15 protein-coding genes and 2 riboswitches are annotated in these 17,563 nt (G+C 39.0%); all 15 genes read left to right on the forward strand.

Going from position 1 to position 17,563, the window contains the following annotated elements; translation table 11 throughout:
* The first annotated feature begins 393 nt into the window (after positions 1 to 393).
* Positions 394 to 516, forward strand: a riboswitch (SAM riboswitch).
* A 118-nt stretch (positions 517 to 634) separates the two neighbouring features.
* The 15 genes from G525_RS0108360 to cysM all read left to right on the forward strand — a co-directional run bounded on the left by G525_RS0108360 (position 635) and on the right by cysM (position 17,365).
* Positions 635 to 1,942 carry an O-acetylhomoserine aminocarboxypropyltransferase/cysteine synthase family protein gene (locus G525_RS0108360; RefSeq protein ID WP_027125770.1) on the forward strand — a complete coding sequence of 436 codons (1,308 nt, stop codon included), beginning with the start codon at positions 635 to 637 and terminating at the stop codon, positions 1,940 to 1,942.
* Positions 1,943 to 1,953: 11 nt separating this feature from the next.
* Complete coding sequence (locus tag G525_RS0108365) at positions 1,954 to 2,406, forward strand: OsmC family protein (protein WP_027125771.1); 453 nt, start codon at positions 1,954 to 1,956, stop codon at positions 2,404 to 2,406.
* Positions 2,407 to 5,802, forward strand: coding sequence for a bifunctional aspartate kinase/homoserine dehydrogenase I (gene thrA / locus G525_RS0108370; protein WP_027125772.1), 3,396 nt, complete (start codon positions 2,407 to 2,409; stop codon positions 5,800 to 5,802).
* A gap of 103 nt (positions 5,803 to 5,905) precedes the next feature.
* On the forward strand, positions 5,906 to 7,078 hold the full coding sequence (locus G525_RS0108375) for a trans-sulfuration enzyme family protein (RefSeq protein ID WP_027125773.1): 1,173 nt from the start codon (positions 5,906 to 5,908) through the stop codon (positions 7,076 to 7,078).
* 19 nt (positions 7,079 to 7,097) lie between these two features.
* Positions 7,098 to 7,511 carry an RrF2 family transcriptional regulator gene (locus G525_RS0108380; RefSeq protein WP_027125774.1) on the forward strand — a complete coding sequence of 138 codons (414 nt, stop codon included), beginning with the start codon at positions 7,098 to 7,100 and terminating at the stop codon, positions 7,509 to 7,511.
* Between the two features lie 124 nt (positions 7,512 to 7,635).
* Positions 7,636 to 7,905, forward strand: a complete 270-nt coding sequence (locus G525_RS0108385) for a DUF2061 domain-containing protein (protein WP_027125775.1) — start codon at positions 7,636 to 7,638, stop codon at positions 7,903 to 7,905.
* Positions 7,905 to 8,519, forward strand: coding sequence for a phosphoadenosine phosphosulfate reductase domain-containing protein (locus tag G525_RS0108390; RefSeq protein ID WP_027125776.1), 615 nt, complete (start codon positions 7,905 to 7,907; stop codon positions 8,517 to 8,519). The genes G525_RS0108385 and G525_RS0108390 overlap by 1 nt, the downstream gene beginning before the upstream one ends.
* A 91-nt stretch (positions 8,520 to 8,610) precedes the next feature.
* Positions 8,611 to 9,573, forward strand: a complete 963-nt coding sequence (gene cysD, locus G525_RS0108395) for a sulfate adenylyltransferase subunit CysD (protein ID WP_245577753.1) — start codon at positions 8,611 to 8,613, stop codon at positions 9,571 to 9,573.
* 164 nt (positions 9,574 to 9,737) lie between these two features.
* Positions 9,738 to 10,985: a sulfate adenylyltransferase subunit 1 gene (locus G525_RS0108400; protein WP_027125778.1), complete on the forward strand. Its 1,248-nt coding sequence runs from the start codon at positions 9,738 to 9,740 to the stop codon at positions 10,983 to 10,985.
* A gap of 147 nt (positions 10,986 to 11,132) precedes the next feature.
* On the forward strand, positions 11,133 to 13,226 hold the full coding sequence (locus tag G525_RS0108405) for a HEPN domain-containing protein (RefSeq protein WP_027125779.1): 2,094 nt from the start codon (positions 11,133 to 11,135) through the stop codon (positions 13,224 to 13,226).
* 30 nt (positions 13,227 to 13,256) lie between these two features.
* A complete protein-coding gene (gene cobA, locus G525_RS0108410) occupies positions 13,257 to 14,024 on the forward strand; it encodes a uroporphyrinogen-III C-methyltransferase (protein ID WP_027125780.1) in 768 nt (255 codons plus the stop codon).
* Between the two features lie 2 nt (positions 14,025 to 14,026).
* Complete coding sequence (locus tag G525_RS0108415; RefSeq protein WP_027125781.1) at positions 14,027 to 14,602, forward strand: precorrin-2 dehydrogenase/sirohydrochlorin ferrochelatase family protein; 576 nt, start codon at positions 14,027 to 14,029, stop codon at positions 14,600 to 14,602.
* A 1-nt stretch (position 14,603) separates the two neighbouring features.
* On the forward strand, positions 14,604 to 15,653 hold the full coding sequence (locus tag G525_RS0108420) for an NAD(P)/FAD-dependent oxidoreductase (RefSeq protein WP_027125782.1): 1,050 nt from the start codon (positions 14,604 to 14,606) through the stop codon (positions 15,651 to 15,653).
* Positions 15,654 to 15,698: 45 nt separating this feature from the next.
* Entirely contained in the window at positions 15,699 to 16,478 is a 780-nt protein-coding gene (epsC, locus tag G525_RS0108425) for a serine O-acetyltransferase EpsC (protein WP_157491905.1), read from the forward strand.
* Positions 16,475 to 17,365, forward strand: coding sequence for a cysteine synthase CysM (gene cysM / locus G525_RS0108430; RefSeq protein WP_211222922.1), 891 nt, complete (start codon positions 16,475 to 16,477; stop codon positions 17,363 to 17,365). The genes epsC and cysM overlap by 4 nt, the downstream gene beginning before the upstream one ends.
* A gap of 57 nt (positions 17,366 to 17,422) precedes the next feature.
* A riboswitch (SAM riboswitch) is annotated at positions 17,423 to 17,563 on the forward strand.

The following is a 17,563-nucleotide window of genomic DNA, read 5'->3' on the forward strand; positions in this document are numbered from 1 at the left end:
TGTCTTAAGGTTACGGAAGATTTGACGTTTCGCGTCGAAGGTAGTTTCCACTGCCTTTAGCATTTTTATTCCACAATGTTGTAGAACTCATCCTCGGAATTTCCGATTCTGAAGAGGTTGCAATCAGTCAAATCTGTCCTCTCAATTATTATCTGACAAAAGTAAAAAAATTAAATGGATGGCAAATCGTTTTAATTTTTTTTCATTTGAAATTAACGTTTGAAAATATTTTACATTTATTTTTTCACTCCATAAAGCCTTTGTTTATATGGGACAAACACCTGGTAGTTACGTAGGATATTTAGGTTATTTTAAATAAAAATCGTTAATAATTTGGAATTGTAAGATTTGTGTTGCAATATTTGTGTTCACAAAGTTCAAAAACTTATTGAAGTGTTATCAAGAAAGGCAGAGGGATTAGACCCGGTGAAGCCTTAGCAACCCTTTATTCATAAAGAAGGTGCTAAATTCTACTTAATTGCTGATTCATTTATCAGGTAATTGGATAGATAACTAAACGTAATTACTCATCTGTAATTATTATTTTCTTTTTAGCATTTTTCTATTAGGTTCGTCAGTGATGACGCAATTGGCTTTTGTTTTAATTCATTTATTAACTCAAAAAATTAGAAAAATGAGTACACAAAAATTCGCAACCCAAGCGTTGCACGCAGGACACGATGTTCAATCCAATGGAGGCACTAGAGCAGTGCCTATTTATCAATCTACGGCTTTTGTTTTCAAAGATTCTGATCACGCTGCAAACTTATTTGCGCTGGCAGAACCAGGAAACATCTACACCCGAATTAACAATCCAACAAATGATATTTTAGAGCAGCGTTTAGCTGCACTGGATGGCGGGATTGCAGCAGTGGTGACGGCCTCAGGAATGGCTGCAATTGCCACAAGCTTGCTGACGCTTTTAAGAGCGGGAGATCATATTGTAGCGTCTAGCAGTTTGTATGGCGGCACTTATAATTTGCTGAACGTTACGTTACCAAGACATGGAATCACTACCACATTTGTGGATCCATCAGATCCGGAAAACTTTAACAAAGCAGTAAAGGAAAACACCAGAGTGATTTTTATTGAATCCTTAGGAAATCCGAAATTGGATGTGTTGGATATCAAAGCCATTTCCAAAGTAGCGAAAGCAAATAAACTGCCTTTATTTGTTGACAACACCGTTGCAACTTCCTATTTTGTAAAGCCTATTGAGCATGGGGCCGATATCGTGATCCATTCCTTGACAAAATATGTGAACGGTAATGGAACAGCCATTGGTGGAGCCATTGTTGATGCAGGAAAATTTGATTGGGCCAACGGTAAATTCCCTGAGTTTACAGAGCCATCTCCTGGGTATCATGGCTTAGTTTATACCGATGTTTTAAAGAATGCGTCGTTTATAGCAAAAGTACGTATTGAAGGCCTTCGCGATTATGGTTCGGCATTGAGCCCTTTTAATGCATTTCAAATCATTCAAGGTTTGGAAACCTTGGAATTACGAATCAAACAGCACAGTAAAAATGCTTTGGAATTGGCCATATGGCTTCAGGAACAAGAGGAAGTCACTTGGGTAAACTACCCTGGCTTGGACAGCAGCCCTTATAAAAAGTTAGCAGATCAATATCTTCCTGAAGGAAAAAGCGGTTTGGTGACCTTTGGTGTCATTGGAGGTTATGAATCGGCAAAAACCATTGCGGACAAAACCAAATTATTCTCATTGTTGGCCAATATTGGCGACACCAAATCCCTCATTATCCATCCCGCAAGTACCACACACCAGCAATTGTCTGATGAAGCTCAGGAAACAACAGGAACAACTAAGGATCTCATCCGATTATCAGTTGGTCTGGAACATATTGATGATTTAAAAGCCGATTTAAAACAGGCATTTAATATTGTGAAGGAAACCGTTTCACAAAGTTCAGCTAACTCTTAAATTTCATAACTATGAGCGATTTAGTATTTAGTGTGCAGGGCGAGAGTGCCTCTGCGGCGAAGTTTGTAGCCAAAACCAGAAATTTCACATTGGTAGTCGATGAGCCTGAAAATTTGGGTGGAACGGATGAAAACGCGAATCCAGTGGAATATATTCTCGCAGGTTTGGCAGGGTGTCTAAATGTCGTGGGGCATTTGGTGGCAAAAGAATTAGGATTTTCCTTAAAAAAATTGACCATTGAAGTTACTGGTAACATCAACGCCGACCGATTGTTTGGAATATCCACCGATGAAAGGGCAGGATTCAAGAAAATAGATTTAAAGTTAATTCCAGAAACAGACGCTTCGATAGAAGTTTTGGCCCAATGGTTAAGAATAGTTCAAGACCGTTGTCCTGTTAAAGATAACTTACTCAATAGCACTCCTGTAAATGTGAGTGTGGAAAAACAATATGCTGTTCAATAAATGTCACAATTAAATTTTATTCAAGTTAAAGATTTCCAATTAGAAGGTGGTAAGGCAATTGCATTAACATTGTCTTACCAACTTTTTGGTCAATCCTTAGGTAGTGCGCCAATTGTCCTGGTCAATCATGCCTTGACAGGAAATAGTAATGTTGCCGGAAAAGGAGGTTGGTGGTTGGATTTAATTGGTCCTGATAAGGTGATCGATACCAATGTCTATACAATTCTATCCTTCAATATTCCCGGGAATGGTTATGATGGTTTTGTAATCGAAAATTATAAGGATTTCGTTGCGCGAGATATTGCCAAGTTATTTTTGCAAGGGCTGAAGGATTTAAAAATCACCAAACTTTTTGCTTTGATAGGCGGCTCATTAGGTGGGGGCATTGCTTGGGAAATGGCATTTTTAGCACCAGAATTGGCAGAGCATCTCATTCCTGTGGCAACTGATTGGAAATCTACGGACTGGCTGATTGCCAATTGCCAAATCCAAGAGCAGTTTTTGGTCAATTCAAACAATCCGGTTCACGATGCGAGAATGCATGCCATGTTATGTTATCGCACGCCAAAATCTTTTAAGGAGCGGTTTCATCGAAGTAAAAACGACGATTCTGAAATTTTCAATGTTGAAAGTTGGCTACTGCACCACGGTAATAAATTACAGGAACGCTTTCAATTATCAGCTTATAAATTGATGAACCAGTTGCTGAAAACAATTGATGTGACCAAAAATAACGGAGATAATGCTGATATTCTAAATGCCATCAATTCAAATATCACCATTGTTGGGGTCGATTCAGATTTGTTTTTTACCGCTGAAGAAAATCGGGAAACTCAAAAACACTTGGCCTTGACCCACCCGAATGTGACCTACAGTGAAATCAATTCTGATCATGGCCACGATGCATTTTTAATAGAATTTGAACAATTGGAGAAAATTATAGAGCCAATTTTCAGACCTCATACAGCACATAAAAAAATGAAAATATTAAAATTTGGGGGTAAATCCTTGGCCAATGGCGAAGGTTTAAAACGGACCATAGCGATCATAAAGAAAAAAGTAGAAGACCATGAGAAAATTGCAGTTGTCGTTTCTGCTCGTGGTAAAGCTACAGATGATTTGGAGTCTATGTTGACTAAAGCATCGCGTCGGGAAGATTACCAGGCAGATTTTGAAGCATTCAAGACCTACCAATCTGAACCGTCACCGCTAGTTGACTTTACTCAGGAATTCTCGGCTTTGGAAAACATATTTCAAGGGGTCAAACTTTTAGGAGATTATAGCGACAAAATAAAAGCAGAGGTTCTGGCTTCCGGCGAAGTTATTTCTTCCAAAATGATTACCGCTCTGTTAAAGGAAGAGGGTGTTGATGCGAATGCTACAAATGCTACAAAACTTATTAAAACGGAAGGGGATTTTCTCAATTCACAACCTACCCAAAAATTATCCCGTGAAAATGTTTTAGCTCATTTTAAACAATTCAATGGTAAAGTCGTCAATATTGTCACGGGCTTCATTGGTTCCAATGCTAAAAATGAAACCACTTTGTTGGGAAGAAACGGTAGTAATTATTCAGCCTCTTTATTGGCAAATTATTTAGATGCCGAAGAACTCCAAAACTATACACACGTCAACGGTATTTATACGGCAAACCCTGAGTTGGTTGAGGATGCCCAAAAAATAAGGGAACTGTCATTTGCAGAAGCCAATGAACTTGCCAATTTTGGAACGACGGTTCTGCATGCTAAAACCATTATCCCATTGTTGGAAAAAAATATCAAACTCCGGATTTTGAATACGTTTAATCCAGAAGATGAAGGCACTTTAATTTCAGCAAAAGCCAATACTAAAGAAGTCACCTCTTTATCGGTATTGGACAATGTGGCTTTAATAAATTTTGAAGGCCGTGGATTATTAGGGAAAGTAGGCGTTGACGCCAGAATCTTTAAAGCTTTAAGTCAGCAAAATATTAGCGTGAGTATTATATCTCAAGGTTCTTCTGAGCGTGGGATTGGATTGGTAATTGATGCAGAAAAAGCCACTCAGGCGGTTATTGCTTTGGAGCGTGAGTTTGAAAACGATTTTTATTCTCAGGATGTGAGCAAAATTGGGGTCATTGACGATGTGTCGGTGATTTCAATTATCGGAATTGAGTTGGGATCGTTTCATAAACCTTTTAATGCCCTAATTAAAAATCAAATCACACCATTATTGTTCAACAATACGATAACTGGTCGAAATGTGAGCTTAGTGGTTAGAAAGAAGCAACTCCATAAAGCTGTAAATGTTATTCATGGCGAGGTTTTCGGGATTTCAAAAAAGATAAATATAGCCATCTTCGGCCACGGCGGTGTGGGTGGTGCTTTGATCAATCAAATTTTAAAATCAAGAAATGATATCGAAAAGCGTAAAGGCATCAGCTTGAATGTTTTTGCGATTGCCAATTCTAAAAGAGTACTTCTCAATAAATATGGCGCAGATGATACCTGGAAGAATGCTATAGAACATTCTCCAAAAGGTTATACTGTTGAGGATATTATTGAATTTGCGAAAACACATCATTTAGAAAATCTAATTGCAGTGGACAATACGGCGAGTTCTGATTTTTATAATAATTACATCCCATTGGTAGAAGCAGGATTTGATTTGGTGTCTTCCAATAAAATAGCAAACACTATTTCTCATGATTTCTATACTGAGCTCAGAGAAAATTTAGATCATAATAAGAAGGAATATCTCTATGAAACTACTGTGGGTGCTGGTTTACCGTTGATTGACACCATTAAATTGCTGCATGAATCTGGTGAAAACATCACAAGAATCAGAGGTGTGTTCTCAGGAACCTTAAGTTATTTATTCAATAATTTTTCAGTTCAGGATAAGCCTTTTAGTACAATTATTCAGGAAACCATTGATAAAGGCTTTACAGAACCTGATCCTCGTGAGGATTTTTCAGGAAACGATGTGGCCAGAAAACTGTTGATATTGGCCAGAGAACTCGATTTGCAGAATGAGTTTGCTGATATCTCCGTAGAAAATTTGATTCCAGAAGCCTACCAAGAAATTTCGACTGCTCAGTTTTTAGAGCAACTCGAGGTCTTGGACGAAAAATTCCAAACCATAAAAGACCAACAAAAGGAGGGCCATGTGCTACGCTACGTTGGTGATTTATCTGGTGATCTCTCCAAGGACAAAGGAAATTTGGAAGTCAAATTAGTATCTATCCCATTGGATAGCACTTTAGGGCATATTAAAGGTTCTGACGCTATTTTCGAGATTTTCACTGAATCTTATGGCGAGCAACCTATCGTCATACAAGGTGCGGGAGCAGGTGCTGAGGTAACCGCAAGAGGCGTTTTTGGGGATATCTTGAGATTATCAAAACATATTAACTAGAAAAGAACGTTTTCAGACCTTTCAGGTTTTTAAAACATGAAAGGTCTTGAAGGCCACACCTAACGACATATAGTCGTGAATTACGTGGCAAAAAATTCAAAATATGAGCAACAACAAATTTGAAACCAACGCAATCAGAACACAAATGGAGCGTTCGGAATTTTTGGAACATTCCACACCATTGCATTTAACATCAAGTTTTATTTTTGAAGATGCTGAGGATATGCGGGCGTCTTTCGCAGAAGAAAAACAACGGAATATCTACAGCCGATTCACAAATCCGAATACCTCAGAGTTTGTGGACAAAATGTGCAAACTTGAAGGCGCCGAGAATGGCTATGCCTTCGCTACGGGAATGGCTGCCGTGTTTTCAACCTTTGCTGCCTTGTTGAATGCTGGAGATCATATTGTGTCTGCCCGAAGTGTCTTTGGCTCTACCCATACCTTATTTACAAAGTTTCTACCTAAGTGGCATATAGAAACAAGTTATTTCAAAGTGGATGAAGTGGACCAAATAGAAAGTTTGATTCAGCCAAACACCAAGATTTTGTATTTGGAAAGTCCGACGAACCCGGCAGTAGATATCTTGGATCTCGAGCTTTTGGGGAAAATTGCAAAAAAGCACAATCTCATTTATATAATTGACAATTGTTTTGCAACCTCCTATTTACAGAACCCAATAAAATTTGGTGCTGATTTGGTAATCCACTCGGCTACAAAACTGATTGATGGTCAAGGTCGTGTTTTAGGAGGAGTCACCGTAGGAAGAGCTGATTTAATCAGGGAAATTTATTTATTTTCAAGAAATACGGGGCCAGCCTTGTCACCATTTAATGCTTGGATACTTTCTAAAAGTTTAGAGACGTTGGGAGTGAGGGTAGACCGTCATTGTGAAAATGCGCTTAAAGTTGCGGAGTTTTTGGAAGTCCATGACAAGGTTGCTTTAGTCAAATATCCTTTTTTAAAATCCCATCCCCAGTATGACTTGGCTAAAAAACAAATGAAACTGGGCGGAAACGTTGTTGCCTTTGAAGTTAATGGCGGGATAGAAGCTGGGCGTCAGTTTTTAAACCACTTAAAAATGCTGTCGCTTTCCGCCAATTTGGGAGATACGCGTTCTATCGCTACACATCCTGCAAGCACCACCCACAGCAAATTGAGTGAAGCAGACCGATTGGAAACTGGTATTGCTGATGGATTGGTGCGAATTTCAGTTGGATTGGAACATGTGGATGATATTATTGACGATTTAAAGCAAGCTTTAAAATACGTGTAAAATAAAGTATCTTTGCGGGATGCTTTCAAAAAAGACGAAATACGGAATCAAGGCGCTCACCTACTTGGCGAAACAACAGCATGGTGTTCCTGTACCGATTTCAACCATTTCTGAAATGGAAAATATTTCACTCAAATTTTTGGAGAGTATCCTATTGACCCTCCGAAAAAGTGGACTTCTAGGATCAAAAAAGGGAAAAGGTGGCGGTTATTACCTGCTCAAAAATCCTGACGACATTAGAATGACCACAGTTATGAGAGTTTTAGAAGGCCCAATAGCCATGGTGCCATGTGTAAGTTTAAATTATTATGAAAAGTGCGATGATTGTCCTAATGAAGCAGAGTGTGCCGTGCACCATTTGATGATTCAGGTGCGAGATAGCAACTTGAAGATTTATGGCGAAACCTCTCTAGCAGATTTAATCAATTATTGAATTCGCAAAAAAAACCTATTATTTTTATTGATTTCGGTGAGTATCGTTTTAATATTATTTCTTAGGTTTGCATATTACCCTACTAAGTCTATAGGGTTAAAGATAAAGAATAAATAGTTTATTAATGGAAACAGTTTTAGAATCAAATATAACACAGGGTCAAAATAGAACTTCTGTAAGTACTGACTCAGTATCTAAAGAAAACATGAAACGAACACTTCTGAAAACCATCAGTTGGCGTGTGGTAGGCACAATTGCCACGGTAGTGATTTCCTATATAATCACTGGCACATTAGCCTTGGCTTTCTCTATTGGAGGCATAGAGTTAGTTTCCAAAATGGTGTTGTATTTTTTTCATGAACGCGCTTGGAATAACATAAAATGGGGGAAATAATGAATTTAGATTTAAAAGAAATCAATAGAAAGCTACGCAAAAAGACACCATTGGAAGTTGTTTTGTGGGCCATAACCGTTTCAGATAATCCAGTAGTGACCACTAATTTCCGGCCTTATGAAGCGGCCATTTTACATGCGGTTGCAAAGATGAAACCGGATATCAAAGTGATCTGGTGTGATACCGGCTATAACACGCCACAAACCTACAAGCACGCCCAAGATTTAACAGCGAATCTTAATTTGAATATTCATTTATATGTTCCAAAACAAACGGCAGCACATCGGGATGTTGTTTTAGGAATTCCTCACGTAGATGATCCCAATCACAAGATATTTACTGAACAAGTAAAATTGGAGCCTTTTAAAAGAGCGATGTTTGAACACCAACCCGATTTGTGGTTTACAAATTTACGTAAAGGACAAACTGCATTTAGGGACAGCATTGACATTGTATCTCAAGGTGCTGATGGCATCATTAAAGTGAGTCCATTTTATTATTGGCCCGATGAAGCGCTGGATAAATATCTCATTGATAATAATTTGCCAAATGAATTCAAATATTTCGATCCAACAAAACAATTAGAGAACAGGGAATGTGGCTTACACGCTTAAAATGAATTTACAGTCAGAGTTCTCTGTTGCAGTTTTCAGTAGGAGTCGGCAGTAATTAGGAATAGTCTTAGTCAACAGAATAAAGAAAAAAATGAAAATATCAACAAAATCCAACCCAGTAGAAGTGTCCTCTTCGAGGGCTAAAGGGCCTCTATTAGACACTTCAAAAATCAATCCTTTGGAAAACGAAGCCATCTACATTATTAGGGAAGTCGCAGCACAATTTGAAAAACCTGTGCTTTTGTTCTCTGGAGGAAAGGACTCCATCACTTTGGTAAGATTGGCGCAAAAAGCATTTTACCCCGCAAAAATTCCGTTTCCGTTAATGCATATCGACACTGGCCATAACTTTCCTGAAACCATTGCATTTCGAGATCAATTGGTCAAAGAACTAGGTTTGGAATTAATTGTGCGTAATGTACAGGATTCCATCAATCAAGGGAAAGTGAAAGAGGAATCTGGTAGATATGCCAGTAGAAACAGTCTACAAACCACGACGCTATTGGATGCCATTGAAGAATTTAAGTTTGATGCCTGTATTGGAGGTGCCAGAAGAGATGAGGAAAAAGCAAGAGCCAAGGAACGCATTTTTTCAGTAAGAGATGATTTTGGTCAATGGGATGAGAAAAATCAGCGTCCCGAATTATTTGATATGCTCAATGGGCAAATCCAATTGGGACAAAATGTGCGAGTGTTCCCAATTTCTAATTGGACAGAATTAGATGTTTGGTCGTATATCGAAAGGGAGAATATTGAAATCCCATCCATTTATTTTGCGCATACCAGAGCAACGTTTTTAAGAGACGGATTAATTTGGTCTTCTGATGATGACGTGGTGTTTAGAGATGAAGATGAAGTAGTTGAAAATCGGGTTGTCCGGTTTAGAACCGTTGGTGATATGAGCTGTACTGCCGCTGTGCTTTCTGAAGCTGCAGATATTGCCTCTGTAGTGCAGGAAATCCGAGATTCCACGATTTCAGAACGGGGGGCACGTATTGATGACAAACGCTCAGAAGCGGCTATGGAAAAACGAAAGCAACAAGGGTACTTTTAGAAGTCCCCCTGCCCCCGAAGGGGGAATTAGCAAGTTTGCGCATAGTAAGCATTAACATCTTTAAAGGTTTTAAAAACCTCGTAAGTATTATAAAAATAAATATTAATAGTTTAAAATAAACCCGTAAATAACCCCCTCTCCTCTGGAGAGGGTTGGGGAAAGGAATGGAAGTTTTAAAAATAGCAACAGCAGGAAGTGTCGATGACGGAAAAAGCACGTTAATTGGTAGAATTCTATACGATACAAAATCATTAACGAGTGATAAGCTTGACGCCATAAAAAAAACCAGCAAACAGAAAGGTTACGATTATCTCGATTTTTCGTTGGCGACAGATGGCTTGGTTGCCGAAAGAGAACAAGGTATCACCATTGATGTGGCGCATATTTATTTTTCAACACAAACCAAAAGTTACATCATCGCGGATACACCTGGCCATGTGGAATATACTAGAAATATGGTAACCGGTGCCTCCACGTCACAAGCAGCCATTATCTTGATTGATGCTAGAAAAGGGGTGATTGAACAAACTAATCGGCATTTTTTCATCAACAATCTATTGCGTGTCAAGGATGTGATTGTGGCCATTAATAAGATGGATCTCGTTGACTTTTCAGAGGAAATTTATAACAAAATCAAAGCCGATTTTAAAAAGTTAATGGATAAACGCGATTATCAAGAGCAAAATATCACCTTCATTCCGGTGAGTGCGCTAAAAGGTGACAATGTTGTTCATAAATCAAAACACACACCGTGGTATAAAGGACAAACTTTATTGGAACATTTTGAGCAATTGGATACGGAAGATATTTACAATATAGGCACGCCACGATTTCCTATACAGTATGTTATAAGGCCAAAAACTGAAGAATTTCATGATTTTAGGGGCTATGCCGGCAAAGTTTACGGCGGACAACTAAGTGTTGGTGATGAGGTGGTGGCCTTACCATCCCAAACCAAGTCGAAGATAAAAGAGATTTTTGTATATGACCAAGCGTATCAAACTGCTTCAAGGAGATCATCCGTTACTATTACTTTGGAAGATGATATCAATGTAAGTCGCGGCGATATGTTAGTGAAAATTGATGATTTACCAGCGATTGAGAGACAATTTACAGCAACTATTTCTTGGATGGACTCCCAGAATTTAGTCACAGGAAATAAATATGTATTGCAACATGGCGTTAACAAGGTTCTCGCAAAAGTGGATACCATCCACCATAAAATTCATCCTGATTATTCAGGAATTGAAGAAAATATACAGGCCTTGGGGATGAATGATATTGCATCCGTCACCTTCAAATTGAATAAGCCTATTTTTTATGATCCATTTAAAAATCATCGCACCAATGGTTCCTTTATTTTAATAGATTCCCAATCCAACAATACCGTTGGAGCCGGTTTTATTCAATAGTTACAACCAAAAAAGTCTGCAAGTTTACGTTCAAAATATTCTTAAAATTTTTGAAGAGTTAAAGATTTTGAATGCGTATCACAGAAAAAAGTTTAATTAAAAAATTACCCATAAAACACCTCCCCTTCGGGAGGCAGGGAGGGGATTATGCAAAGTTTTAGAACAGAATTAGAAAATCCAGTCGTTGAAAATGACATTATTGATTTAGCCAACAAAATTGAACTGTATAAATATGGCAAAATTGACGACGATCAATTCAGAAGTGTGCGTCTGGCACGAGGTATTTATGGACAGCGCCAACCAGGTGTTCAAATGGTGCGGATCAAATTGCCCTACGGGAAAGTTCTAAGCCAACAATTGAAACGAATTGCCGATGTTTCTGATGAATATTCCAGAGGGCGTTTGCACATCACTACGCGGCAGGACATTCAAATCCATTATGTGGATGTTGATAGAACCCCAGAATTGTGGGCGGAACTGGAAAAAGACACGATGACCATTCGTGAAGCCTGCGGCAATACCGTTCGAAATGTTACGGCCAGCGAAACTGCCGGCATTGATATCAATGAGCCCTTTGACGTGTCGCCGTATGCTGATGCTGTTTTTAAATTCTTTTTACGAAATCCTATCTGTCAAGAAATGGGACGGAAATTTAAAGTATCCTTCTCAGCTTCTGATGAAGATTCAGGCCTGTCCTATATGCACGATTTAGGTTTTATTGCTAAAACCAAAAATGACATCAGAGGCTTTAAAGTCATGTTGGGCGGCGGATTGGGATCACAACCACGATTGGCAGATGTGCTCTATGAATTTTTGCCAACAGATCGGATTATTCCACTTATGGAAGGTGTATTGCGCGTTTTTGACCGTCATGGCGAACGAAAAAGCCGTGCGAAGGCGAGGATGAAATTTTTAATCAACGCGATAGGCCTGGAAGAATTTAAATCTCTGGTTGATGAAGAACAGAATGCCATTGCAGATACCATTATCCCAATACATGTTAAAGACTATCCAATCTCTATTCCGGTAGCTGTTGAAGCGCCAAAAGTGGAACTTAAAAATAAAGTGGCCTTTGATGATTGGAAAGCCACCAACCTCATTCCTCAAAAACAGGAGGGCTATGTGGCCATTGGGATTAAGGTATTGCTGGGTGATTTCTATACGGATAAAGCACGTTTATTGGCAGATTTGGTTGAAAATTATGCCGCTGGAGAAATCCGATTGACCCTACGTCAAAACATCCTCATCCCATTCGTAAAAGAAGAATTATTGCCGTATTTCTACCAAGAATTGGATAAGCTCGGTTTTACAGAAGTAGGCTATAACAAAGCTGTTGATATTACGGCATGTCCAGGAACGGATACCTGTAACTTAGGAATCGCAAGCAGTACGGGGATTGCGGAAGAATTGGAACGTGTCATCAAAACCGAATATCCGCAGTATCTAAAGAATGATGATCTCGTCATTAAGATTAGTGGGTGTATGAACGCTTGCGGCCAGCATAATATGGCGAATATTGGGTTTCAAGGCATGTCCGTAAGAACGCCAGATAAATTGGTAGCACCTGCACTTCAAGTTTTACTTGGCGGCGGAAACTTGGGCAACGGAAAAGGCGTGTATGCTGATAAAGTTGTAAAGGTGCCGAGTAAAAGAGGTCCTGAGGCTCTGCGCCGTATTTTAAATGATTTTCAAACGCATGCCCATGGGAAGTTGTTTTTGGATTATTATATAGAACAAGAGGAAAAATATTTTTATAATCTGTTGACCGACTTGTCAGATGTAACCAATTTAACCCAAGACGATTTCATCGATTGGGGCACTAATGAAGATTATGTAAAAGCCATTGGCATCGGAGAATGTGCGGGGGTTATGATTGATTTGATTGCCACCTTATTTTTGGAAAGTGAAGAGAAAATTGATAAAGCCAAGGAAGCCTTTGGCCATGAAGTATATTCCAATGCTATTTATTTAGCCTACACAGCCATGGTCAATTCTGCAAAGGCCCTATTAATTTCTGAAGACATTGTCACCAATACCCAAGCCGGAATCATCAGTCAGTTTGATGCTGAATTTGTGGAATCCCAAAAAATTGATTTGGGAACTTCTTTTTCGGAAGTCATTTATCAAATAAGAAAGAATGCACCAACGCAAGATTTCGCCCAAAATTATATTGAAAATGCAACGGTGTTTTTAGATAAAGCAAGAACTTTTAGAAAACAAAAACAAGCCATAACAATTTAGAACAAACCTGTCAGGTTTAAACCGACAAATATGAAAACACCAAGATTAACAGTAGTAGGCGCAGGGCCTGGAGATCCAGAACTGATCACCATTAAAGCCATCAAAGCAATCCAATCTGCCGATGTCATTTTATACGATGCCTTGATCAATGTGGCTTTGTTAGACTATGCTTCTTCACGTGCCGAACTTATCTTTGTCGGCAAGCGCAAGGGATGTTATGCTTACGAGCAAAATCAAATCAACGATTTGATTGTGGCACGGGCAAACTCACATGGTCACGTCGTGCGATTAAAAGGCGGTGATCCTTTTATTTTTGGTCGTGGTGCTGAGGAAATCGATTTTGTACGACACTTTGGAATAGAGACTTATGTCGTTCCAGGAATTTCATCGGCATTGGCCGTGCCGGCCTACCAAGGTATTCCGTTAACAAAACGCGGTGCTTCTGAAAGTTTTTGGGTCATAACTGGTACCACAAAATCCCATAAATTATCCAATGATGTCAAGATAGCTGCACAATCTACCGCAACTGTAGTCATTTTAATGGGCATGAGTAAATTGTCTGAAATAGTGGACGTCTTTTCATCGGAAGGCAAACAACATACAGCTGTGGCGATTATACAAAACGGCACCACCGAATTCGAAAAATTTGGGGTTGGAACTATTTCAACAATTTGTAGTGTCGTCGAAAAGCAAAATTTATCCAATCCTGCAATTATCGTGATCGGCGCTGTTGTCAGCCAACGTGTCAAACTTAATGCTGCACTTAAGGAAATCAACCAACACCATATATCCGTATAGAAATGGAACGAAATAATTTATATCCAATTTTCCTAAAAATGCATCAAATCCAAACGCTTATAATTGGCGGCGGAAATGTCGCTTTGGAAAAACTGACATTTTTATTAAAATCCAGCCCCAATGCCAATGTAGAACTGGTGGCGCCTTTTTTCAGGGATGAGGTGAAAAATCTTGCCGCACAATTCGACATTAATTTGATTTATACGGCTTATGACAGTGCTTTTTTATGCGATAAGGATTTGGTTATTGCAGCAACTGATAATGTAGAGGTCAACCAACAAATCTACAAAGATGCAAAGCGGCGCAATTTATTGGTCAATGTGGCCGATACCCCAGAGTTTTGTGATTTCTATTTGGGAGGAATCGTAACAAAGGGCAACGTTAAAATAGCCATTTCCACCAACGGGAAATCGCCTACCACAGCCAAACGCTTGCGTCAGTTTTTTGAAGAAGTCATTCCAGAGGATGTTACTATTCTGGTCGAGAATTTAAACCACTATAGAAAAACAATAAAAGGAAATTTTGAACAAAAAGTAACTGCACTCAATAAAATTACCGAAACCTTAATAAGCAAATAACATGATTAAAACAGATATATTAATAATAGGAGCTGGGCCTACAGGATTATTTACCGTTTTTGAGGCGGGATTGTTAAAACTCAAATGCCATTTAATTGATGCCTTGCCTCAGCCGGGTGGTCAGTGCTCAGAATTGTATCCCAAAAAACCCATTTATGACATTCCTGGACTTCCGGATATTTTGGCTGGAGATTTAACCCAAAATCTCTTGGAGCAGGGCAAGCAGTTCGAACCTGGTTTTACTTTGGGAGAGCGCGCTGAAACTCTTGAAAAACAAGAAGATGGGAGTTTTATCGTAACGACTAACAAAGGCACGAGACATCATGCGCCAATAGTCGCCATCGCTGGTGGATTGGGGAGTTTTGAGCCAAGAAAACCATTGATTGACAATATCGCCTACTATGAAGATTTAGGTGTGGACTATTTTATCAAAGATCCAGAAGTGTATCGGAACAAAAAAGTGGTAATTTCTGGAGGTGGCGACTCTGCATTAGACTGGAGTATTATTCTAGCGGATATCGCATCAGAAGTGACGCTCGTTCATAGACGTAATGAATTTAGAGGGGCTTTGGACTCGGTAGAAAAAGTTCAAGAATTAAAACTTCTAGGGAAAATAAATCTCGTCACCCCTGCTGAGGTCACTGCACTACATGGAACTAAAAGATTGGAAGGGGTTACAATAGCGCATGAAGATGAGCAAATATTGCATGAAGCCGATCATTTCATCCCACTTTTTGGATTGTCTCCAAAATTGGGGCCCATAGGGGATTGGGGATTTGAAATTGAGAAAAACGCCATAAAAGTAGATACTTTCGATTATCAAACTAATATTCCAGGAGTTTATGCCATTGGTGACGTGAACATTTATCCAGGAAAACTAAAGTTGATTCTTTGTGGTTTTCACGAAGCCACCTTAATGTGTCAATCGGCATATCAAATTATCAATCCTGGTAAAAGATATGTGTTAAAATATACTACCGTTAGCGGTATTGATGGGTTTGACGGGACACGAAAAGAAGCTCCTAAGGCAGTTGTTCAAGCGATTCTATAAATTCCAGTTAATAATTGTTTAATTTTGATATTACACTAACCAATAATGCGTAATATTGAATATATGACGATAATTTCGAATCACTTAAATCAGTTTCAGACTTATAATATTTGTTTAAAGGATCCTGTGGAAACCTTCACAAAGGCGTTGTTTTATATGCTATTTGATGAAGAGTATCGAACTCATAATTGTCAGTTTGTAAAGGATACATTTCTTAGAATTACGGCAAAACTGAAATTGGAAGATGGTGAAGAAACATGGGCACAATTTGAAAGTCAATTTGCAACTATAAGGGAAAAACTCGATATGGATGCCATTGCCATAGAAAAAAATGATCCTGCAGCCAAGAGTTTGACTGAAGTGTATTTGGCCTATCCAGGATTTCATGCCATCGCTATTTATAGATTAAGCCATGCCTTATTCAAATTAAAATATTTTGTGATTTCAAGAATGATGAGTGAACACGTTCATGGTCTAACCGGCGTAGACATTCATCCCGGAGCGACTATTGGAGATTCCTTTTTTATTGACCATGGAACAGGAATTGTTATTGGTGAAACGGCTGTAATAAAAAATAATGTAAAAATTTACCAAGGCGTCACTTTAGGCGGACTTCAAATTAAAAAGAGTCTGTCAGAAACAAAACGGCATCCTACCATTGAAGATCATGTGACCATCTACGCCAACGCCACCGTGTTGGGAGGTGATATTGTTATTGGTGCCAACAGCATTATTGGTGCGAACGTATGGATTACCCAATCGGTTCCCGAAAATTCGTTGGTCACTTATAAAACAGAAATTAAAATTAGTACTCGCAAAAAATGATTCAAAGTCAATCGATAATCGACCAAATTGGTAACACACCACTTGTTGAAGTGAAACATATTATTTCGAAAGCGGGCGTCCGTTTATTTTTGAAATTAGAAGGAAAAAATCCAGGAGGCAGTGTAAAGGATAGAGCGGCGTTCAATATGATTTCCGAAGCCTTAAACCGTGGGGATGTCAAAAAAGGAGATACCTTAGTGGAAGCCACAAGTGGAAATACAGGGATTGCCTTGGCTTTTATAGCCCAATTATTAGGGTTGAAAATGGTGTTGGTGATGCCCGAAAACGCTACCGAAGAGCGGATTAAAACCATGCGGGCTTATGGTGCAGAATTAATTCTAACCTCAGCTGATGATGGTATTGAAGGCTCACGGGATGTAGCTGAAAACCTCGAGAAAGAGAAGGGCTATTTTATGTTGAACCAATTTGGCAATGACGACAATTGGAAAGCCCATTACAAAACCACCGGGCCTGAGATTTGGCGTGATACTAATGGTGAAGTGACACATTTTGTTTCAGCTATGGGAACTACGGGAACCATCATGGGCGTATCCACATATTTGAAAGAACAGAATAAACACATTGCCATCGTTGGGGCCCAACCTAAAGATGGGGCTAGTATTCCAGGCATTCGCAAATGGCCAGAAGCGTATTTACCAAGCATATTTGATCGCTCTAAAGTGGATAAGGTTGTGGAAGTGAGCGAGGCAGAAGCAAGAAAAACAACCAATAGATTGGCCAAGGAAGAAGGTGTTTTTGCGGGAATGAGCAGCGGAGGATCTGTTGCTGCTGCCTTAAAAATTGCCGAAAATTTGGATTATGGAATTATTGTGGCCATCATTTGTGATATTGGCGACAGGTATTTATCTTCAGATTTATTTGAATAAAAGTTGGTAAACTATTTTTTATCCCTTAAATTCGCCCTTAGTTCATACTATTAATATTTGTTATCACGAAAGGCAGAGGGATTAGACCCGTTGAAGCCTTAGCAACCCTTAAAATTTCTGCCACGGCAGAAATCTTGGTAAGAAGGTGCTAAATTCTACTTTATGCTGAATTGATTTCAGGATTTAGACAGATAACCA

The organism is Gelidibacter mesophilus DSM 14095 (genome assembly GCF_000423005.1).
Lineage (GTDB): Bacteria > Bacteroidota > Bacteroidia > Flavobacteriales > Flavobacteriaceae > Gelidibacter > Gelidibacter mesophilus.

Excerpts from the sequence above, each read along its gene's own strand:
- G525_RS0108360 (WP_027125770.1), top strand. The coding sequence starts at position 635 with ATGAGTACACAAAAATTCGCAACCCAAGCGTTGCACGCAGGACACGAT.
- G525_RS0108400 (WP_027125778.1), top strand. The coding sequence starts at position 9,738 with ATGGAAGTTTTAAAAATAGCAACAGCAGGAAGTGTCGATGACGGAAAA.
- G525_RS0108420 (WP_027125782.1), top strand. The coding sequence starts at position 14,604 with ATGATTAAAACAGATATATTAATAATAGGAGCTGGGCCTACAGGATTA.
- cysD (WP_245577753.1), top strand. The coding sequence starts at position 8,611 with ATGAAAATATCAACAAAATCCAACCCAGTAGAAGTGTCCTCTTCGAGG.
- G525_RS0108385 (WP_027125775.1), top strand. The coding sequence starts at position 7,636 with ATGGAAACAGTTTTAGAATCAAATATAACACAGGGTCAAAATAGAACT.
- G525_RS0108405 (WP_027125779.1), top strand. The coding sequence starts at position 11,133 with ATGCAAAGTTTTAGAACAGAATTAGAAAATCCAGTCGTTGAAAATGAC.
- cysM (WP_211222922.1), top strand. The coding sequence starts at position 16,475 with ATGATTCAAAGTCAATCGATAATCGACCAAATTGGTAACACACCACTT.
- G525_RS0108390 (WP_027125776.1), top strand. The coding sequence starts at position 7,905 with ATGAATTTAGATTTAAAAGAAATCAATAGAAAGCTACGCAAAAAGACA.
- G525_RS0108380 (WP_027125774.1), top strand. The coding sequence starts at position 7,098 with ATGCTTTCAAAAAAGACGAAATACGGAATCAAGGCGCTCACCTACTTG.
- cobA (WP_027125780.1), top strand. The coding sequence starts at position 13,257 with ATGAAAACACCAAGATTAACAGTAGTAGGCGCAGGGCCTGGAGATCCA.
- G525_RS0108365 (WP_027125771.1), top strand. The coding sequence starts at position 1,954 with ATGAGCGATTTAGTATTTAGTGTGCAGGGCGAGAGTGCCTCTGCGGCG.
- thrA (WP_027125772.1), top strand. The coding sequence starts at position 2,407 with ATGTCACAATTAAATTTTATTCAAGTTAAAGATTTCCAATTAGAAGGT.
- epsC (WP_157491905.1), top strand. The coding sequence starts at position 15,699 with ATGCGTAATATTGAATATATGACGATAATTTCGAATCACTTAAATCAG.
- G525_RS0108375 (WP_027125773.1), top strand. The coding sequence starts at position 5,906 with ATGAGCAACAACAAATTTGAAACCAACGCAATCAGAACACAAATGGAG.
- G525_RS0108415 (WP_027125781.1), top strand. The coding sequence starts at position 14,027 with ATGGAACGAAATAATTTATATCCAATTTTCCTAAAAATGCATCAAATC.